This window comes from Rhizobium sp. Root483D2 (genome assembly GCF_001426685.1).
GTDB classification, from domain to species: domain Bacteria; phylum Pseudomonadota; class Alphaproteobacteria; order Rhizobiales; family Rhizobiaceae; genus Pararhizobium; species Pararhizobium qamdonense.
Genome location: NZ_LMFB01000013.1, coordinates 18,478 through 38,574 on the forward strand (window position 1 = coordinate 18,478; position 20,097 = coordinate 38,574).

At 60.2% G+C, this 20,097-nt stretch carries 18 protein-coding genes and 1 tRNA gene; 9 read left to right on the top strand and 10 right to left on the bottom strand.

Features of this window, described 5'->3' with window-relative positions; genetic code table 11:
* Nucleotides 1-75: 75 nt before the first annotated feature.
* The 4 genes from recJ to ASD32_RS11660 form a co-directional block, all read right to left on the bottom strand.
* Complete coding sequence (gene recJ / locus ASD32_RS11645) at nucleotides 76-1,878, bottom strand: single-stranded-DNA-specific exonuclease RecJ (RefSeq protein WP_060638216.1); 1,803 nt, start codon at nucleotides 1,876-1,878, stop codon at nucleotides 76-78.
* 123 nt (nucleotides 1,879-2,001) lie between these two features.
* Entirely contained in the window at nucleotides 2,002-3,324 is a 1,323-nt protein-coding gene (locus ASD32_RS11650) for a homoserine dehydrogenase (protein WP_060638217.1), read from the bottom strand.
* Between the two features lie 83 nt (nucleotides 3,325-3,407).
* A complete protein-coding gene (locus ASD32_RS11655; protein WP_037101088.1) occupies nucleotides 3,408-4,625 on the bottom strand; it encodes an LL-diaminopimelate aminotransferase in 1,218 nt (405 codons plus the stop codon).
* Between the two features lie 122 nt (nucleotides 4,626-4,747).
* Nucleotides 4,748-5,059: a hypothetical protein gene (locus ASD32_RS11660; protein WP_156383149.1), complete on the bottom strand. Its 312-nt coding sequence runs from the start codon at nucleotides 5,057-5,059 to the stop codon at nucleotides 4,748-4,750.
* A 211-nt stretch (nucleotides 5,060-5,270) separates the two neighbouring features.
* Here ASD32_RS11660 and phaC point away from each other — a divergent pair, with 211 nt between their 5' ends.
* Genes phaC through radC form a run of 4 tightly spaced genes read left to right on the top strand, consistent with a single transcriptional unit; the run spans nucleotide 5,271 to nucleotide 9,520 of the window.
* Nucleotides 5,271-7,124, top strand: coding sequence for a poly(3-hydroxyalkanoate) polymerase subunit PhaC (phaC, locus tag ASD32_RS11665; protein ID WP_060638219.1), 1,854 nt, complete (start codon nucleotides 5,271-5,273; stop codon nucleotides 7,122-7,124).
* Between the two features lie 18 nt (nucleotides 7,125-7,142).
* Nucleotides 7,143-7,862, top strand: coding sequence for a DNA/RNA nuclease SfsA (sfsA, locus tag ASD32_RS11670; protein ID WP_060638220.1), 720 nt, complete (start codon nucleotides 7,143-7,145; stop codon nucleotides 7,860-7,862).
* Nucleotides 7,863-7,892: 30 nt separating this feature from the next.
* The gene (map, locus tag ASD32_RS11675; protein WP_060638221.1) at nucleotides 7,893-8,720 is read left to right on the top strand and encodes a type I methionyl aminopeptidase; all 828 of its coding nucleotides are present in this window, start codon (nucleotides 7,893-7,895) and stop codon (nucleotides 8,718-8,720) included.
* Between the two features lie 8 nt (nucleotides 8,721-8,728).
* The gene (gene radC / locus ASD32_RS11680; RefSeq protein WP_060638222.1) at nucleotides 8,729-9,520 is read left to right on the top strand and encodes a DNA repair protein RadC; all 792 of its coding nucleotides are present in this window, start codon (nucleotides 8,729-8,731) and stop codon (nucleotides 9,518-9,520) included.
* A 12-nt stretch (nucleotides 9,521-9,532) separates the two neighbouring features.
* Here the strand turns inward: radC and ASD32_RS11685 are convergent, their stop codons facing one another.
* Nucleotides 9,533-10,624 carry a magnesium and cobalt transport protein CorA gene (locus ASD32_RS11685; protein WP_060638223.1) on the bottom strand — a complete coding sequence of 364 codons (1,092 nt, stop codon included), beginning with the start codon at nucleotides 10,622-10,624 and terminating at the stop codon, nucleotides 9,533-9,535.
* A 240-nt stretch (nucleotides 10,625-10,864) separates the two neighbouring features.
* Between ASD32_RS11685 and sthA the strand changes: the two genes are divergently transcribed.
* A complete protein-coding gene (gene sthA / locus ASD32_RS11690) occupies nucleotides 10,865-12,271 on the top strand; it encodes a Si-specific NAD(P)(+) transhydrogenase (protein WP_060638224.1) in 1,407 nt (468 codons plus the stop codon).
* A 271-nt stretch (nucleotides 12,272-12,542) separates the two neighbouring features.
* Here sthA and tig read toward each other — a convergent pair whose 3' ends face one another.
* The 4 genes from tig to ASD32_RS11710 all read right to left on the bottom strand — a co-directional run bounded on the left by tig (nucleotide 12,543) and on the right by ASD32_RS11710 (nucleotide 16,169).
* Nucleotides 12,543-14,009, bottom strand: coding sequence for a trigger factor (gene tig / locus ASD32_RS11695; protein WP_060638225.1), 1,467 nt, complete (start codon nucleotides 14,007-14,009; stop codon nucleotides 12,543-12,545).
* A gap of 172 nt (nucleotides 14,010-14,181) precedes the next feature.
* Nucleotides 14,182-14,266 (bottom strand) — tRNA-Leu (locus tag ASD32_RS11700).
* Between the two features lie 212 nt (nucleotides 14,267-14,478).
* Entirely contained in the window at nucleotides 14,479-15,060 is a 582-nt protein-coding gene (locus ASD32_RS11705) for a GDYXXLXY domain-containing protein (RefSeq protein ID WP_060638226.1), read from the bottom strand.
* Nucleotides 15,057-16,169, bottom strand: coding sequence for a DUF2157 domain-containing protein (locus ASD32_RS11710; protein ID WP_060638227.1), 1,113 nt, complete (start codon nucleotides 16,167-16,169; stop codon nucleotides 15,057-15,059). Before ASD32_RS11710 ends, ASD32_RS11705 begins: the two co-directional genes overlap by 4 nt.
* Nucleotides 16,170-17,227: 1,058 nt before the next feature.
* Here ASD32_RS11710 and ASD32_RS28970 point away from each other — a divergent pair.
* From ASD32_RS28970 to trmFO, 4 genes are all read left to right on the top strand, one after another.
* Nucleotides 17,228-17,371 (top strand): DUF1127 domain-containing protein, encoded by a 144-nt coding sequence (locus ASD32_RS28970; RefSeq protein WP_068955544.1) that lies wholly within the window; start codon nucleotides 17,228-17,230, stop codon nucleotides 17,369-17,371.
* A 30-nt stretch (nucleotides 17,372-17,401) separates the two neighbouring features.
* Nucleotides 17,402-17,668, top strand: coding sequence for a hypothetical protein (locus ASD32_RS29565; protein ID WP_156383150.1), 267 nt, complete (start codon nucleotides 17,402-17,404; stop codon nucleotides 17,666-17,668).
* Nucleotides 17,669-17,877: 209 nt separating this feature from the next.
* On the top strand, nucleotides 17,878-18,021 hold the full coding sequence (locus tag ASD32_RS11715; protein WP_081927849.1) for a DUF1127 domain-containing protein: 144 nt from the start codon (nucleotides 17,878-17,880) through the stop codon (nucleotides 18,019-18,021).
* A 144-nt stretch (nucleotides 18,022-18,165) separates the two neighbouring features.
* Entirely contained in the window at nucleotides 18,166-19,587 is a 1,422-nt protein-coding gene (trmFO, locus tag ASD32_RS11720; RefSeq protein WP_060638229.1) for a methylenetetrahydrofolate--tRNA-(uracil(54)-C(5))-methyltransferase (FADH(2)-oxidizing) TrmFO, read from the top strand.
* Here trmFO and ASD32_RS11725 read toward each other — a convergent pair.
* Nucleotides 19,575-20,009 carry a hypothetical protein gene (locus ASD32_RS11725; RefSeq protein WP_060638230.1) on the bottom strand — a complete coding sequence of 145 codons (435 nt, stop codon included), beginning with the start codon at nucleotides 20,007-20,009 and terminating at the stop codon, nucleotides 19,575-19,577. The genes trmFO and ASD32_RS11725 overlap by 13 nt on opposite strands.
* Between the last annotated feature and the right edge of the window lie 88 nt (nucleotides 20,010-20,097).

Here is a 20,097-nt window from a genome sequence, read left to right on the forward strand (position 1 = left end):
GGTTCTCAAATTTCCCACATTGATGTCCCCTCTGGAAACTGCATTTTGCGGCTGCCAACTGTCTTTTGCGGCCGCTCATAACGCCTTGGCCGCGTCGATCACCCGTAGTTGCACGCGCCGTGTTCCCTGCCACAGGTCGGCGGAAATCGATGCCGCCACATGCAGGGATGTTCCCCGTTCCGACAGCAGCAAATCGCCAAGCGGCGTCTCCAGCGCGCGAAAGGCAATGCCTTCGATCCGCGAGCCATCCTGGCCCTCCAGCGTCACCTTGACGTGGTTGGCGCCAACCTGGCGGGAATCGCGCAAGCGATGGGCCGGGAGTGCAAAGATGGGCTGCGGGTGCCCTGCCCCATAGGGTCCGGCCTGCTCCAGCTGGTCGATCAGCGCCAGATTGGCACCGGCGGCCCCCAGCGCGCCGTCGATCTTCAGCGTTTCGGATGAAACCAGATCCTTGACGGTGTTTTGCGCCTTTTCATCGAAGAAATTCCGCAGTTTTCCAAGGTTGGCGCGCTCAACCGTCAAACCTGCCGCCATGGCATGACCACCGCCCTTGACCAGGAGACCGCTATCAACGGCGGCACGAACGATCTTGCCGATATCGAATCCGCTGATCGAGCGGCCGGATCCCGTGCCCTTGCCATTGGCATCGAATGAGATCGCAAAGGCCGGACGGCGGAACTTTTCCTTCAGGCGCGCAGCGAGAAGGCCGACAATGCCGGGATGCCAGTTTTCGCGCGCAGTGACGATGATCGAGGCGGTCTCGCCAGTGCCGTATTCCGCCAGCGCTTCGGCTTCCGCCTCGGCCAGCATGGCAACCTCCATGACCTGGCGTTCACGGTTGAGTTCGTCGAGCTTTGCAGCGATCTCTTCGGCGGCGCCTTCGTCCTCAAGCGTAAGCAGACGACTACCAAGTGCGGCATCGCCAATCCGTCCGCCCGCGTTGATTCTCGGGCCGATCAGGAAGCCGAAATGATAGGGCGTAACCGGACCGCCGAGCCCGGCCTTGCGAAACAGCGCCGACAATCCGGGATTTTGCATATGCCGCGCGGCGACCAGTCCCTTCACCACATAGGCCCTGTTCAGGCCCTTGAGCGGCACCACGTCACAGACGGTCGCCAGTGCCACGATATCCAGCAGGGCGAGCAAATCGAAGGAGGCGACGCGCTTGTCACCTGCTTCGCGCAGCAGGCGCACGGCATTGACCAGAACGAGGAAGACGACGCCGGCGGCGCAGAGATGCCCCTGCCCCGACAGATCGTCCTCGCGGTTCGGATTGACCAGTGCCACGCATTGCGGCAGTTCCGCCCCGACCTGATGGTGATCGATCACGACCACATCGATGCTGCGCGCGGCGGCCGTGGCAAGCGATTCGTGGCTGGTGGAGCCGCAATCGACGGTGACGATCAGCTTGGCGCCATTGTCGATGAGCTGATTGATCGCCGCCGGGTTGGGGCCGTACCCTTCAAAAATGCGATCGGGAATATAGACTTCCGCGTCCACACCGAAATGGCGCAGGAACCGGAACATGAGAGCCGAGGATGCGGCCCCATCGACATCGTAATCACCGAAGATCGCGACCTTTTCGCCAGCCTTGACGGCAGCGACGATGCGGGCGGCGGCCTTGCCGCAATCGGTCAACGTATCGGGGTCGGGCATCAGCGAGCGGATGGTGGGATCAAGGAAAGCGACCGCATCGTCCATCGTCACGCCGCGCCCGGCCAGAACGCGGGCAATCAGGTCGGAGAAACCATGGACCTGGCTGATGGCCAGCGCGCGGTTCTGCCCGGCCTGATCCAGCCGCGACACCCAGCGCTGTCCGCTGGCAGACCGCTCGACATTGAGAAACGCCCGCTGGACGGGATCTGGCACATCACTCATCGTACACCCATGACTTTTGACCGTTCGTACGCGGCTTTTGCATCCTGCGCAAACCGCAACGAAAACGGCCCCATCCGGAGAGAAGCCGGATGGGGCCGCACGATAATTCACGACACGATCGGATCAGGCGGCTTTCGGCCGCTCGATGCGGATCACCTGCGGTTCGCCGACGAGATAGCCTTCGCCCTTGATGGACGCCACGGCCTTGCGGACCGAATCCTCGGTCGTGGCATGGGTGACGAGAATGATCGTCTGCGGGCCATCGGTATCGACGGGCTGTTTTGAATGCTGGACGATCGATTCCAGCGAAATCCGGTTTTCCGCCATGCGGGTTGCAATGCTTGCAAAGACGCCGGTCTTGTCGAGAACCTTGAGGCGAATGAAATATCCGCCCTCATGGCTCTGGATCTGCGCCTGCTTGTAGGGCAAGAGCGCCGTGACGGGGCGTCCGAAAGCCGGTACGTGCTGGGCGCCGGGACGGCTCTTTGCGAGATCGGCGATGTCGCCGAGAACTGCGGATGCCGTGGCGTTGCCGCCAGCACCTGGCCCGACCATCAGCAATTCGCCGAGAATATCGGATTCGATCGCCACCGCATTGGTCACGCCGTCAACCTGCGCGATCACCGAATCGAGCGGCACCATGGTCGGGTGCACGCGCTGCTCGATACCGCTCTCGGTGCGTTGGGCGACGCCGAGCAGCTTGATGCGGTAACCGAGATCGGCTGCGGCGTGGATATCGTCGATCGAGATATTGGTGATGCCTTCCAGATAAATGTCATCGGCGGCGATGGCCGTACCGAAGGCAAGGCTGGTGAGGATGGACAGTTTGTGGGCGGTGTCGTTGCCTTCGATGTCAAAAGCTGGATCTGCTTCGGCGTAACCGAGGCGCTGCGCTTCCTTCAGGCAGTCCTCAAACGACAGGCCTTCCTTTTCCATTTTGGTCAGGATGTAGTTGCAGGTGCCGTTCATGATGCCGTAGACGCGCGAAATCGTGTTGCCCGTCAGCGATTCCCGCAGCGCCTTGATCACCGGAATGCCACCGGCAACGGCCGCTTCGTAGTTCAACAGCGCGCCATGGGATTCGGCCAGACCGGCCAGTTCGATGCCGTGGGCAGCGAGCAGCGCCTTGTTGGCGGTGATCAGATGCACGCCGCGCGACAAGGCCGCCTTGACGGCCGACAGCGCCGGCTCACCGGCACCGCCCATCAATTCGACGAAAACGTCAATATCGGCGGTGCTTGCCAGCGAAAGCGCATCTGCATGCCAGTCGATGGTGGAAATATCGACGCCGCGATCACGGTTCCTGTCGCGTGCCGTGACGGCAGTAATTTCGATGGCCCGGCCGCATGTCGTCGCCAGCGCCTCGTGGCGCTCCTGGAGAATACGCACGAGCGAGGCACCAACAGTTCCCAAGCCCGCAATGCCGATTTTAAGGGCATCTGCCATACACAATTCCTAACATAACCTACAGAGAGCGCTCCGCCTGAGACGGCGGAGCAGATTTTGAGGGGACCGGATAGGCCGGTGCCTCAGCGGTGAGCGTTCAGCGAGATGACGTTGTGCAACGTATCATCGGCTGTCGACAGAAACTTCTTGAGGCTGCGGGCGGCCTGGCGAATCCGGTGCTCGTTTTCAACCAGCGCGATGCGGATATAGTCGTCGCCCTGCTCGCCGAAGCCGATGCCGGGCGCAACCGCGATATCGGCCTTTTCGACCAGAAGCTTGGAGAATTCCAGCGAACCGAGATGACGGAATTTTTCCGGGATCTTCGCCCAGGCAAACATTGTCGCGGCCGGTGGCGGCACATCCCACCCGGCCTTGCCGAAGCTTTCGACCAGCACGTCGCGGCGGCGCTTGTAGATATTGCGCACTTCCGCGATATCCGAGCCATCGCCGTTCAGCGCATGGGTTGCGGCCACCTGGATCGGCGTGAAGGCGCCGTAATCGAGATAGGACTTTACCCGTGTCAGCGCAGCGATCAGGCGCTCGTTGCCGACGGCAAAGCCCATGCGCCAGCCGGGCATGGAGAATGTCTTCGACATCGAGGTGAACTCGACCGTGTTGTCCATCGCGCCTGGAACTTCCAGAACGGACGGCGGCAGAACGCCGTCGAAATAGATTTCCGAATAGGCCAGATCCGACAGGATGACGATGTCGTGCTTCTTCGCAAACGCAACGACTTCCTTGTAGAAATCCAGCGTTGCCACATGCGCCGTCGGGTTTGACGGATAGTTGATCACCAGCGCGATCGGCTTGGGGATCGAATGGCGGATCGCCCGCTCCAACGGCGGAAAGAACGTATCGTCCGGCTCGACCGAGATCGAGCGGATGACGCCGCCGGTCATCAGGAAGCCGAAAGCATGGATCGGGTAGGTCGGGTTCGGGCACAGGATCACGTCGCCAGGCGCGGTGATCGCCTGCGCCATGTTGGCAAAGCCTTCCTTGGAGCCGAGCGTCGCAACAACCTGGGTATCCGGGTTCAGCTTGACGCCGAAACGGCGGGCATAATAGGCAGCCTGCGCGCGGCGAAGGCCCGGAATGCCCTTGGAGGACGAATAGCGGTGGGTGCGCGGGTCCTGCACGACCTCGCACAATTTATCGACCACAGATTGCGGCGTCGGAAGATCCGGATTGCCCATGCCGAGATCGATGATATCAGCTCCACCCGCTCGCGCGCTGGCTTTCAAACGGTTGACCTGTTCGAAAACGTAAGGCGGCAGACGCCGGACTTTGTGAAACTCTTCCATCTCTAAACCTCGTCTTGCGCCGTCCCCGTGCAGGATTCATGCGTGCAAGGAGACGCGCGCGGTGCAATCAGGCCCACGCGGCCATGAAACGATTTGCGTCCAAATCACCTGAAACGCAAGCGCTATTTCTGTATCTCTTTCAGCGTATCGCTGCCGTGGTTCGTGGCCAGCAACTGCAGCTCCTTCATGCGGCGCTGATATTCCGCCTCGGAGATTTTCCCGGACGATCGTGCAGCGCCCAAAGCGGTCAATCGCGCCGACTGGCTGGCGGCCGCCTCATTGCTCATCTGCGTCGTTGCCGCCGGCAATTTGCCTTCGATGACCGGATAGACATCGGCAGGAATAGGCTTGGCCATGGTGACCGAATAGATCGACGGCTGCTCCTCGACTTTTGCCGACGTGCAGGCGGCAAGCGCAAGCGTCAAACCTGCCATACCGGCTGCCATCCTTAAGGCCGTCACCATCCGCGTCATCACTGTTTTCCCCGACTTCGTCATCTCGCCCCTGCCCGGCCTTTGGTTGAAACTACGACCGAAACCGGCAGACGAGCAACGTGCCCCGAGTCCAACATGCGCTGGCACTTGTAATCATTTTAAGGCAGAATGTAAAAAGACAAAACAAACAAACATCTGTGGAGGAAACTGGGTGGCAGAAGACAGGAAGGCCGAGGGCCAGACCGGCAACAGCACGGATGGCTTTCCCGGTTTTGACCCGAAATCCGTCGAACCCTACATCGTCAGGGACCCGGAAGCCTTTACGATCAACCTTGCCCGCTCCGTCGAGCAACTCGGCAAGGCCGCGTCTGCCTGGCTTGCCCCCCGCGAAAGCGGCGAAAAGACCGACATGGTCGCCGACCCGATGGTCGATATGGTCAAGACCCTTTCCAAGGTTTCCGAATACTGGCTGTCTGATCCGAGACGCACGCTCGAAGCCCAGACCCACCTGATGGGCAGCTTCTTTATGATGTGGACGCGCACGCTGCAGAAAATGGGTGGCGAGACGGTCGGCGATCCCGACGGCGTGCCGCGCAACGACAAGCGGTTTTCCGATGCGGACTGGGTCGCCAACCCGTTCTTCGATTTCCTGCGCCAGGCCTATTTCATCACGTCCAACTGGGCCGACCGGATGGTGCGCGATGCCGAGGGGCTCGACGACCACACCAAGCACAAGGCCGCCTTCTATGTGCGGCAGATTTCCAGCGCCCTGTCGCCGGCCAATTTCGTCACGACCAATCCGCAGCTCTATCGCGAAACGGTCGCCTCCAGCGGCGCCAACCTCGTCAAGGGCATGCAGATGCTGGCCGAGGATATCGCCGCCGGCAAGGGTGACCTGAAACTGCGCCAGACCGATGTCAGCAAATTCGCGGTTGGCGAAAACATCGCCATCACGCCGGGCAAGGTGATTGCCCAGAGCGATGTCTGCCAGGTGCTGCAATATGATGCCTCGACCGAAACGGTTCTGAAGCGGCCGCTGCTGATCTGCCCGCCATGGATCAACAAATTCTATGTGCTGGATCTCAACCCGCAGAAATCCTTCATCAAATGGGCTGTTGACCAGGGCCATACCGTCTTCGTTATCTCCTGGGTCAATCCGGACGAGCGCCATGCCGGCAAGGATTGGGAATCCTATGCGCGCGAGGGCATCGGCTTTGCACTCGACACCATCCGCCAGGCGACCGGCGAAGAGGATGTGAATGCGATCGGGTACTGTGTTGGCGGCACCCTGCTTGCCGCAACGCTTGCGCTGCATGCGCAGGAAGGCGACACGCGCATCCGCTCGGCCACCCTCTTCACCACACAGGTCGATTTCACCCATGCCGGTGACCTCAAGGTCTTTGCCGACGAGGAGCAGATCGCCCAGATGGAAGAGCGGATGAAGGAAACCGGCTATCTCGACGGCTCGAAGATGGCCATGGCCTTCAACATGCTGCGGGCGTCGGACCTGATCTGGCCCTATTTCGTCAACAACTACCTGAAGGGACAGGAACCCTCGGCCTTCGACCTGCTCTACTGGAATTCCGATTCGACCCGGATGCCTGCGGCCAACCACTCCTTCTATCTGCGCAACTGCTATCTGCAGAACAACCTGACCCGCGGGGCCATGGTGCTGGCCGGCAAGACGATCTCGCTCGGTGACGTGAAAATCCCGATCTACAATCTGGCCACCAAGGAAGATCACATCGCGCCTGCGAAATCCGTCTTCGTCGGCAGCCAGTTCTTTGGCGGTGATGTCACCTATGTCATGTCGGGCTCAGGGCATATTGCCGGGGTTGTCAATCCGCCGGACAAGGGAAAATACCAGTTCTGGACCGGCGGACCGGCTATCGGCGACTTCGAAAACTGGGTGGAAACGGCCAAGGAAACGCCGGGTTCCTGGTGGCCGCACTGGCAGGCCTGGATCGAGACGCTGGACGGCGAACGCGTGCCGGCACGAAAGACGGGCGGAAAGCTCAACTCCCTGGAAGAAGCGCCGGGCTCCTATGTCCGCGCACGCGCCTGACCGGGATACGGATACTCCATGTTCTTCGACAGGCCATTGGTGCCCGCCGTCCTGATCCAGCGCTACAAACGCTTCCTGTTCGATGCCGTGCTTGAAGATGGGCGCGCCATCACCGGCTCCTGTCCGAATACCGGCTCGATGCGTGGGCTGACGACGCCCGGCTCGCGCATCTGGCTGTCCGAGCACGACAGTCCGACACGTAAATATCAGCATATGTTTGAAATGGTCGAAGTCGGTGGCACCGTCATCGGCATCAATACCGGCCTTCCCAACAGGCTGGCTGAGGAAGCCATCCGGGCCGGACAGGTCGGCGACCTCCAGCTTTACGTGACCATCCAGCGGGAGCAGAAATATGGCCGCAATTCCCGCATAGACATGCTTTTAAGCGACCCGGAGCGCGGCCGCGCCTATGTCGAGGTCAAGAACGTGCATTTCAGCCGCTCTCGGGGGCTTGCCGAATTTCCAGACAGCCCGACCGCGCGCGGTGCAAAGCATCTGGAAGAACTCGGCGATATGGTCGAGGCCGGCCATCGCGGCATCATGATCTATCTGATCCAGCGCGACGACTGCACAAGGTTCAGGATATGCTGCGATCTCGACCCGGTTTATGCAACGGCGTTCCGCCGGGCCATGCAGCGCGGGGTTGAGGCCTTCGCCGTCAAATGCCGGGTTTGGCCGCAGCAAATTACGCCAGACGGGCTGATCCCGATAGACGAACCCGCCTGTGCTGATCTATGACATCAGGGAAAGACAACTGAAAGTATTGTAATGGTCACCTATATCGAGGCGGCGTCAGCGCCCTACAAGAATACCGGCGTCATCCGCCTCTATACGCCGCAGGATTTTGCCGGGATCAAGCGCGCCTGCCAGATCACCGCGCTCTGCCTCGACGAACTGGCGAGCCGCGTCAAGCCGGGCGTGACGACCGACGAGATCGACCGGTTCGTGTTCGATTTCGGCATGGATCACGGCGCCCTGCCCGCCACGCTGAATTACCGCGGCTATACCAAGTCGTCCTGCACCTCGATCAACCATGTGGTCTGCCACGGCATTCCCAATGAAAAGCCGCTGCGCGAAGGCGATGTCGTCAATATTGACGTCACCTATATTATCGACGGCTGGCACGGTGATTCCAGCCGGATGTATCCGGTCGGCGAAATCAAGCGGGCCGCCCAGCGGCTTCTCGAGGTCACCCATGAATGCCTGATGCGCGGCATCGCCGCCGTCAAGCCCGGCGCCCGCACCGGCGCGATCGGCGAAGCCATCCAGACCTTTGCCGAAGCCGAGCGCTGTTCGGTGGTGCGCGATTTCTGCGGCCATGGCGTCGGCCGGCTGTTTCACGATGCGCCCAACATCCTGCATTACGGCCGGGCCAACGAAGGGCCGGAAATGCGCGAAGGCATGATCTTCACCATCGAGCCGATGATCAATCTCGGCCGCCCGCATGTGAAGGTTCTGGCCGATGGCTGGACGGCGGTCACCCGCGACCGGTCCCTGTCGGCGCAATACGAGCATGCCGTGGGCGTGACCGCCACCGGCTGCGAGATTTTCACCCTGTCGCCGGGCGGGCTCGACCGTCCAGGCCTGCCAGCATAGGGTTTTCCATGAGCAAGCCCCCCTTCTCTTTCGACGGTGACCATTCGCAACCGCCTGATGAGAGGGGCTTTTTCGCCGAACAGCAATCCAAGCGCCCGGCGCTGACGCTGCCTGCAGCGCCGCAGGACGACGCGCACTATCACGGCCATCGCGACCGGCTGCGCACGCGCTACAAGGACCACGGCGACACGGCGCTGGCCGATTACGAGATCCTCGAACTCCTGCTCTTCCGGCTGATCCCGCGCCGCGACACCAAGCCCATCGCCAAGGCGCTGCTGGAGCGCTTTGGAACCTTAGCCGGCGTTTTCGGCGCTTCCCCGGCTTTGCTGCAGGAAGTGAAGGGCATCGGCGAAGCGGTGGCGTTCGATCTGAAGCTGATTTCGACCGTGGCGCACCGGACGCTTAAAAGCGATCTCAAGGGCAAGCAGGTTCTCGCCTCCTGGTCGTCGGTGATCGAATATTGCCATGCCGCCATGGCGCACGAGACCCGCGAGCAATTCCGCATTCTCTTCCTCGACAAGCGCAATGCGCTGATCGCCGACGAAGTGCAGCAGACCGGGACCGTCGATCATACGCCGGTCTATCCACGCGAAGTGGTCAAGCGCGCTTTGGAACTGTCGGCGACCGCCCTTATTCTCGTCCACAATCATCCGTCCGGTGATCCGACCCCCTCGAGGGCCGATATCGAGATGACGAAGATGATCGTCGATACCGCCAAACCGCTGGGGATCACCGTCCATGATCACATCATCATCGGCAAGGATGGCCATGCCAGCCTGAAAGGGCTGCGCCTGATCTGATCGCAGCCTGCTTCAGAGCCACTTCGCCCGCCGGAACATCCGGTAGAGCATGCTGCAGACGACGAAGATCAGGGCAAGGACGACAAAGTAGCCGTATTTGAACTTCAGTTCCGGCATGTCATCGAAATTCATCCCGTAAATCCCGGCAATCGCTGTCGGAACCGCGAGGATTGCCGCCCAGGATGCGAGCTTGCGCGAAATTTCCGTTTGCTCGGATTGCCCAATCATCAAGCTGGCCTCGAAGGTGAAGGCAAGCACCTCGCGCAGCGTATCGATATCCTCCTGCACGCGGCGGACATGGTCTGTCACGTCGCGGAACAGTGCGTGCAGCGTTGCGTCCATGCCGGGCAGATCGAGATGCTCGTGGCGGCGGCAGACATCGACCAGAGGCACGACCGCATTGCGCAAGCGCAGCAGGCTGCGGCGCAGGAAATAAAGCCGCTCGATATCCTTCTTGTTCAGCCGGTCGCGCAGAACCCTTTCTTCCAGTTCTTCGACTTCGGCATGGATGCCTTCCACGACGGGCATGTAGTTGTCGACGATGAAATCGAGGATGGAATAGAGGATGTAGTTCTCGCCATGCGCCAGGGCGGCAGGAGACGCCTCGCAGCGCTGCCTGACCAGATTGTAGGAGGTCGAGGGCCCATGGCGCACCGAGACCACATAGCCGCGCCCGACGAACAGATGGGTTTCCCCAAAGACGATCTCCTCGCCCATCATATGGGCCGTACGCGCCACCACGAAGATGGCGTCCCCGTAGATTTCCAGCTTCGGGCGCTGGTGGGCATGGCCGGCATCTTCGATCGCCAGTTCATGCAGGCCGAACTCCGCCTGAACCTCGCGCAGCAGCGCCTCATCCGGCTCATGCAGGCCGATCCAGACCACGGCCTTGTCGCGTCCTTTCCAGGTATGCGCGTCCTTGATCTCGATATCGAGGATGCGCTGGCCATGTTCGTAGACGGCGGCCGCGATGACGCCGGGGCGGCTGCGCGGTTTGTTGGGCGGCGCATGGTCCGTACCGGATGCACCGGCACCGGAGCCGCTGGCATCGGGCGATGCAGCTTTATCGCTGCCGAGCCTGTCTTCTGCTTCCTGCAAAGCCATGGTACCCTCCCATCACGCATGCCGGACTGTGCCGGTCAATCGGCATTGTGCGGAAAGCGTTCTCCTTAGCCAACCAGCACATTGCTTCGGCTCAATATAATCCCTTTTGGTAAAATAAGCATCGCCACGCCCGGGCCTGTTCCAAAGGCTTTATTAAACTGTAAGATTGACGATATAGACGCTTGCGGGCGACATTTGCCGCAACGCACAATGATTCTCCTCCATCATCGGAAACGCGTCATGAACCAGTATGATCTCGTGGTTGTCGGCAGTGGACCTGCTGGGCGCAGGGCCGCCATCCAGGCCGCCAAGCTGAGCAAGAAGGTTCTTGTCATCGAGCAGGGAAAGCGTGTCGGCGGCGTCTCGGTGCATACCGGCACGATCCCATCGAAAACCCTGCGCGAGACGGCACTCAACCTCACCGGCTGGCGCGAGCGCGGTTTTTATGGCCGCGCCTACCGGGTGAAGGAAGAGATCAGCGCGGAGGACCTGCGCCGGCGCCTGCTCATCACCCTTGATCACGAGGTCGAGGTGCTGGAACACCAGTTCGCCCGCAACCGCGTCCAGCATATTCGCGGCAAGGCGAGCTTCATCGATCCACGGACGATGCAGATCCTGAAGGAAGATGGCGAGATCATCCAGGTGTCCGCGACCAGCATCCTGCTGGCCGTCGGCACGAAACCGTTCCGGCCGGATTATATTCCCTTCGACGGTAAGACCGTTCTCGATAGCGACGAATTGCTGGAAATCCAGGAGCTGCCACGCTCCATGGCCGTGATCGGCGCCGGTGTCATCGGCATCGAATATGCGACCATCTTCAGTGCGCTGGACACGCAGGTCACGCTGATCGATCCAAAATCCACGATGCTCGATTTCATCGACAAGGAGATCGTCGAGGATTTCACCTATCAGCTGCGCGACCGCAACATGAAGCTGCATCTTGGGCAGAAGGCCGAAAAAGTGGAGCGGACGCCGGACGGCAAATGCTCGATCAAGCTCGATAGCGGCCGCGTCATCCTGTGCGAAATGGTGCTGTTTGCTGCCGGGCGCATGGGCGCCACCGATTCGCTCAATCTGGAGGCTGCCGGCCTGCAAGCCGACAATCGCGGCCGCCTCAGCGTCAATCCGGAGACGTTCCAGACCTCGGTTCCCAACATCTATGCCGCAGGCGACGTCGTCGGCTTCCCGAGCCTTGCCTCCACCTCGATGGAACAGGGCCGCATCGCAGCGCGCGTCGCCGTCGGGGCGATCGCCAAGGAACCGCCAAAATTCTTCCCCTACGGCATTTACGCCGTTCCGGAAATCTCCACCTGCGGCCTGACAGAGGAAGAGGTCAAGGAACGCGGTATCCCCTATGAATGCGGCATTGCCCGGTTTCGCGAGACATCGCGGGGCCATATCATGGGGCTCGATTCCGGGCTTTTGAAGCTGATTTTCTCGCTGAAGACCCGCCGCCTGCTTGGCGTGCACATTGTCGGCGAAGGCGCGACCGAGCTTGTCCATATCGGCCAGGCGGTCTTGAACCTGAAGGGCACGGTCGAATATTTCGTCGAAAACACCTTCAATTACCCGACGCTTGCCGAAGCCTACAAGATTGCAGGCCTGGATGCCGGCAACCGGATGGGCGAGATCGCCCCGAAGATTTAACCGATTGCCGGCATTGCCTTTGTGAATATCCAGATCAGATGAAGGCGGCCGCTGCTGCCTTCATCTTCCGGCGGCAGGGGCTCAACAAGCCCGCCTGACCGATCCCGTTTCATTCCCTATCGCTGAAATCCACCCCTGACACGATTGCGACGCGCCAAACGCCCGCAGCCGCAAAGCGATCGATATCGGAATGGTCTTTTGCCCACTCGCAAACGGAAAAAGCCGCCCCTTGCGGGACGGCTTTCCAAAATCATGCTTTTGAGGCGCAGGATTATTCGGCGCTGTCGTCAGCGGCCTTCTTCTTGGCCGGAGCCTTCTTCTTCGGGGCGGCTTCTTCGCCTTCCGCAGCTTCAGCCTTGGCAGCCTTCTTCTTCGGAGCCTTCTTCACGTCCGAAGCGTCGTCCTCGTCGTCAGCCAGCAGTTCTTCCTTGCTGACGGTCTTGTCGGTGACATTAACTTCGGAGAGCAGGTGATCGACGACCTTTTCTTCGAAGATCGGGGCGCGCAGCGAGGCGGCGGCACCCGGGGTCTTCTGGAAATAGTCAATGATCTGCTTTTCCTGGCCCGGGAACTGGCGCAGCTGTTCAAACAGCGACCGCTGCATTTCTTCGTCGGTTACCTCAACGCCGGCCTTTTCGCCGATTTCGGAGAGAACCAGGCCGAGGCGGACGCGGCGTTCAGCCAGCTTGCGGTATTCGCTGCGGGCTTCTTCTTCCGTCGTGTCTTCATCGGCGAAGGTCTTGCCGGCCTGCTCGAGGTCGGTGTTGATCTGGCGCCAGATGTTGTCGAATTCGGCATCGACGAGGCGCTGCGGCGTATCGAACTGGTAGAGTTCGTCCAGCTGGTCGAGGATCTGACGTTTGACCTTCTGGCGCGTCATCGAGCCGTACTGGCTTTCGATCTGGCCGCGAACGACTTCCTTCAGCTTGTCGGCCGATTCCAGGCCGAGCTTGGTGGCGAGCTCGTCGTTGATTTCAACGTCGGCAGCGGCAGCAACATCCTTGACGGTGATGTCGAAGGTGGCTTCCTTGCCAGCAAGGTTCGCAGCCGGATATTCAGCCGGGAACGTTACATTGATGACCTTCTCGTCGCCAGCCTTCAGGCCGACCAGCTGCTCTTCGAAGCCGGGGATGAAGCGGTTGGAGCCGAGAACCAGCTCAGCGTCTTCGTCCTTGCCGCCGTCGAAGGCTTCGCCATCGACCTTGCCGAGGTAATCGATGGTCACGCGGTCGCCATTGGCGGCCTTGCCCTTCTTGGTTTCGTAGGTGCGGGCATTTTCGGCGATCTTGAGGATCTGCTCGGTCACTTCGGCTTCGTCGATATCAACGACTTCGCGGGTCACCTTGATGCCGCTGACCTCCTTGAGTTCGATCGCCGGGATGATTTCGTAAGCCAGCGTGAATTCGAAATCGGCTTCAGCGCTGAGGATCTTGTCCGCTTCGGCTTCGTTCTCGGTCATCGCGATTTCCGGCTGCGTCGCAGACTTTTCGCCGCGCTCGGACAGGATTTCGGTCGGCTTTTCGCGAACGAGTTCATTGACGAGCTCGGCCATGATCGACTTGCCGTACATCTTCTTCAGATGTGCGAAAGGCACCTTGCCCGGACGGAAACCGTTGATGCGGACCTTGTCCTTGGTTTCGGCAAGACGCTCGTTCATACGAGCTTCCATGTCCTTGGCCGGGATAACGACCTTGAGTTCGCGCTTCAGCCCTTCAGCGAGCGTTTCGATAACCTGCATGTTCAAACCTTCATTTCACGTTGACAGGGCTCTGTCGGTGTTCTTGTACACGAGCACTTGAGCCGATCCATTTGCCGGGAGTGGCTTTACGCAAATCAGTCACCGTTTTGCAAGCAAAATGGCGCCGTCCTCTCGATCGACGCCAAGGCAAGCCCTGGACGTCCCTTCATTCTGGTGCGGGTAGAGAGACTTGAACTCCCACGCCTTGCGGCACCAGAACCTAAATCTGGCGTGTCTACCAATTTCACCATACCCGCGTTCAGAAAACCGCAGCGCCTGCTCGCATCGGCACAGAACAGTCACGGCGGCAACGCCTGTGGCAGACCTGCACCGGGTTCAGGGCGTTCCCGAGCGCGGCGTCTCTATATCACCCGTTTCCAAGGGATCAAAGGAAAAATCGGGGTGAATGGAAAAATGCGGCTTTTGTCGTGTTTCTGTCACCTTCACGCCGGGAAACCGCGTCCCGGCATCAATAAAGCGGCTCCTCGTAGAGTGGCTTGCCGTCGATCGCGATCAGGCGGATCTGCATGCGGCCGTCGTCATCTACCCTTGCGGTCACCGACAATGCGCTGGCATTGCGCGCCTCTTCCAGAACCTTGCCCTCGCCTTCCGGCACATAATAGCGCTCGATCCCGTATTCGACATTCAACGATCCTTGCGGACTGTCCACCGCCGGATAGAAATAGAATGGTGCGCTTTTGGCGATGACGCTGCCGTCCTTTGGTGGAAGAGCGTTGAAGGACGCTTCCGAAACGGCCCAGAAACCGTCCGGTTGCGGTTCCAGCCGCACAGAAAGCTGTGCGTCGGTTGCCTCGGTGGGAAAGCCGCCTGTCACTTTCTCAGCCGGAATGGCCGAAATATCGTAGGAGAGGATGACATAGTCGCCGCGCAGGAGATCGCGCGGATCGACGGGAACGGTTTTCAGCACCACGTCGACCCCGTTGCGCAGGATCGAGGCGCGGCTTTCGATCATGTAGCCGAGGAAGGCGGTCTGCAAGAGAGCGACCAGGATCGCTGCGAACAGGGGTCTTATCAACGGATTGCCGCTCATGCCGCGCTCCCTTCCACCGGGGTTTTACCAGACAGGCGTTTCTCCAGCCGGATGACCAGCCAGGCAATCAATGCCACGACGAGGCCGGCGATCAGGAAGAAACCGGATGTGCCAAGGATGCTGCCGAGCGTCTCGGAGGCCAGATAAAGGGTTTCGACGGCAAAAACCGTGTAGCCGAGAAAACGCACCGGGCCGTTCAGCCGTCCGGCAATGGCGATGCCACCGAGCGCCACCGCAAGCGTCGTCGCACCAATCGCAATATCCTGGCCCAGACCTTCCACTTCGGTGTGAAGCGCCGCCAATCCCATCACGGCCAGCGCGAAACTGTAGAAGGCTGGGGCTGCTCCGGCATCGCGGGCCAGGCGGTAGAGCGGCGACAGGGGAAGGCTTGCCAATAGAAACGCCACGAGGCCGGCGCCGAAGAGCAGGCTTGCGACCCAAAGCTCCGGCAATTCGATGTAGAACCAGCCGAGCCAGGCGAGCGCCAGAAGATAGGCGAGATGCCGGGCCATGCCGGCATTGGCGTACCGCACCAAGGCCATGACGACGAGGACCAGCATCGGCACGAGGTAGATATAGCCGTTGCCCTCGAAGGAGGCATCGTTATCGACGACCAGTTCTCCGAAGATCGCCCAGGCGAGAAAACCGCAGAACACCGCCAGTGCGGCCGAGCGAAAGGCCAAGGCCGCCACGCAGGCTGCTGCAAACCAGACCAGCAGCGCATCGGTCGAATCCCCCGACAGATGATACATTTGCCCGACCAGCGCGATGGCACCGCCGAAGGTCATGGTCGCCAGCACCAGCAATGCGGCACCCATCGCCTTGAACCCGCGCCCCAGGCAGGCGGCGGCACCCAGATAGAATGCCCAGATCAGGCCGACGATACCGGCAACGCGCGCAACGCGCGGAATGGCTTCCCAATTGGCAGCGACAAGAAGAAGGATGGCAGCCGAGACTAGGATCGCCGCCAGAACCAGAAGAACGCGGCCGGCGCTGAAGACCGTTTCGCGTCCATCATATTCCGCCAGCATCGCTCTTGCCGCTCCGGCATCGAGCAGGCCCTTTGAAACCCATAGATTGAAGTCTTTTTCGATCCGTCCCCGGTACATCGGCCGATCTCCTTGCATGCGCGTGTCGGCCAACACATATCATGGACAAGAGCATCGACAACCGGGCGGGCAGGTAATTCCCAATCGAATCAAGGCGACCTGCCCCGTTCAACCCGGAACCGGGACCTTTGAAGCGAGGTCAGGCATTGCCGCGAGGAAAGTTTCTGCAGAGCGGATCATCGTTAACGAAGCGTGAAGGTTTGCATGCGAGCATGGTGTTTAAGGACGTACCGCCGAGGTCATGCGCAAGCTGCATATCATCCATGATGACATTGCACTGCACAAATTTCGGATGATTGCCTATATTGAACTCAAGAAGACGGAATGAGATCAGCGCAAGCGATCGGGGCCGTCAGCGGCAAGGCCAGCCGCTTCCGCTCAGAAGTGGAAAAGGCCGGCGGACCGGAAGGTTCGCCTTATAGAATTCGGAGTGGCGCACTCCTCCTCCCAGCGCCGCTCCGATCCGATGGGCAACACTCCTCCTCCCAGTTGCTCATCCCCTCAAATGACGCCCGCTGGATCTCCTCCCCCAGCGGGCGTTATTCGTTCCGGCCTTCCATGGAATCCGCCGTTCCCCTTGGCTGCACCTTATGTGCGCATTCGCTTAAAATTTGATCAGATGCGCCAGCATAAAACTTGCAGCTATGCATTCGCCACATGGGTGCCATTCAGCATTGCCGCTACACATTCACGCCAGCCGGCATTATCTTGAATACAGCTTCAGGGCAGCGCACTCCTCCTCCCAGCGCGCCCTGATGGGATCGGCAACACTCCTCCTCCCAGTTGTCGATCAGAACAAGCAACGCCCGTCGGACCTCCTCCCCTGACGGGCGTTGTCTTTTGTTTATCCCCTTCAAAGCAAATCAGCTTTCCATAGTTAGCGCCTGCGCAAGCGCACCGAATTTGGCCAGATGGCGGGCATTTGAATTCCGAGGCTTGCAATCGGCGCATGGGTGCGATGCAGCATTGTCTCTGTAATTTTAGGGGTAAACCACCTATATTCCGACCATCAGATGAGGGCCAGCGAGGTGCTGGCAAACCTAGAAAGGACCAGCATCATGAATATCGCTCGCTCGTTCAACAATTGGCGCAAGTACCGTCAGACCTGCAACGAACTCGGCCGCATGAGCGACCGCGAACTGAACGACCTCGGCATCGGCCGTGGCGACATCCAGTACGTTGCCCGTCAGGCAGTCAAGTAAGTCTCGCAGCCGGCCGGTTCCTTCGGCCATATGCGCAGCGACCAAACGCCCTCCGGCTCAAACCGGCGGGCGTTTTTTTTCGTCCAGATTTTATTCGCAGGCTTTACCGGTTCGATGTTCAAGCCAACCCTGATGGCGGCGCAAATCAACCATAGCTTTCGACGCGGTGCAGCATCTGAATGCTGCCTATTTCCTTGGCAGTATCGTCTGCGTGACGCCTGGCGCCGCTCGCTTGCCCATATCCCTGCCCGGGCACAATTCCGCCACAAAAAACACACCAAAGAAACAGAGAGTTAAACGGAATTCGGCACCACCAACTCCAGCGTTAACCGGTGGCTTCTTTTTCGGCATTCGCCCGAATTGCTCAGCGAAACAGCATCGCATTGCACAAACGCATAGCAGATGCATTTTCTTTGCACTCCATCTTTTCCCGCGCAAGGCGTACAAGGATGTCAACGAAGCAGGCAATCACTGCACTGCTCATTTGGTATCTCAAGGAAAAGATCATGAACCCGATTCGTATCGCAAAAAGCTGGATCAACTATCGCCGTACCGTTGCTGAACTTGGCAACCTGTCCAACCACGCCCTGACGGACATCGGCATCACCCGCTTCGACATCCGCAACATCGCTTCGCGTTCCTTCCGTTAATCGGACGTGTCCGTTGACCGGACGGGAATGTCGAGGACCTAAAAACGGCACCATCGGGTGCCGTTTTTGATTCCGGGCCTTGCGTCGATATCATCCGCATGGAACCGGTTTCCTTCCTGCCCGCCTTGCTCTAAGAAACGGCGCATGACAGATACATCTTCCCACTCCCCCATCCATGTTATCGGCGGCGGCCTTGCCGGCTCCGAAGCTGCCTGGCAGATCGCTGAGGCCGGCATTCCGGTCATCCTTCACGAGATGCGCGGCGTGCGCGGCACGGATGCGCACAAGACCGATAGCCTCGCCGAACTGGTCTGCTCCAACTCCTTCCGCTCCGATGACGCCACCAGCAATGCCGTTGGCGTGCTGCATGCCGAGATGCGGCTTGCCGGTTCGCTCATCATGTCCTGCGCCGACAAGAACCAGGTTCCGGCCGGCGGCGCGCTTGCTGTCGATCGCGACGGCTTCTCCGATGCCGTGACGGCGGCGATTAGCAGCCATCCGCTGATTACCGTGACGCGCGAGGAAGTCAGCGGACTGCCGCCGAAGGACTGGGATCTCGCGATCATTGCCACCGGCCCCTTGACGGCGCCGTCGCTTGCCAGTGCTATCCAGGCCGAAACCGGTGCCGATGCGCTCGCCTTCTTCGATGCCATCGCGCCGATCATCCATACCGAAAGCATCGACATGGATGTCTGCTGGTTCCAGTCCCGTTACGACAAGGTCGGACCGGGTGGCACGGGCAAGGATTATATCAACTGCCCGATGAACGAGGCGCAGTACAATGCTTTCGTCGATGCGCTGATCGCCGGCGACAAGACCGGCTTCAAGGAATGGGAGGGCACGCCGTATTTCGACGGCTGCCTGCCGATCGAGGTTATGGCCGAACGCGGCCGTGAAACCCTGCGTCACGGGCCGATGAAGCCGATGGGCCTGACCAATGCGCATAATCCCACGGTCAAAGCCTATGCCGTCGTGCAGCTGCGCCAGGACAATGCACTGGGCACGCTCTACAACATGGTCGGCTTCCAGACGAAGCTGAAATATGGTGCGCAGGCCGAAGTCATCCGGATGATCCCCGGACTGGAGAAAGCCGAATTCGCCCGCCTCGGCGGCCTGCACCGCAACACCTATATCAATTCACCCGTGTTGCTCGACCGGTCGCTGACACTGAAATCCCGGCCAGGCTTGCGATTCGCCGGTCAGATCACCGGCTGCGAAGGCTATGTCGAAAGCGCCAGCATCGGCCTTCTGGCCGGCCGTTTTGCCGCTGCCGAGCGCAAGGGCCAGCCCCTGCCGCTGCCGCCGGAGACCACCGCCTTCGGGGCGCTGCTCAACCACATTACCGGCGGGCATATCGTCTCGGATGACGAACCGGGCAAGCGCTCGTTCCAGCCGATGAACATCAATTTCGGCCTGTTTCCGCTGCTGGAGCCCGGCGCCATCGTCAAGCCGGAGGGCGTCAAGCGCTTTCGCGGCAAGGACAAGACGGTGATGAAGAAGCAGCTGGTGGCGCAGCGCGCGCTCGACGACTGCGCGGCCTGGCTGCAGGCGGATCAACGCGCCTGAACGGGCTCGAATATCGGATGGAAACTGCCCAGCAGCCAGAGGGACACCTCGGCTGCGATGTCCGGGCTTTCGAATTCGTAGACACCGTCCAGATGCGAAAAGTCGGTGAAATGCACGCTCAGCCCGCGACCGCTCGTCACGTTTCCGACATTCACCTTCCCGGCTTCGATGAGGTGGCAGACGAAATGCGTTCCATGGGCCGCCATGAAGCCGGCCTTGCCGTCGTGGAGACGGACGAAATAGGCCTTTTCATCCGCAGTCGCATGAATGGCCCGAATGGCCTCGTCCGGAAAGGCCCGGCCGAAATCAAGGATAGCGATGCCGGCATCCGGCTCGCGCCTGTCTTTGTCGGCGCGCGCTTTCATGCGCATGTAGAACATGGCGGCGATCAGAACGCAGATGATGACAATCGGCCAACCCATGACGCCGCATCCTTTTACACAGTTTATCAGTATAACGTGAGCGACCCTAAAAGGCGAACCTTGCGCCAATGTGCCGCCGCCTGATGCC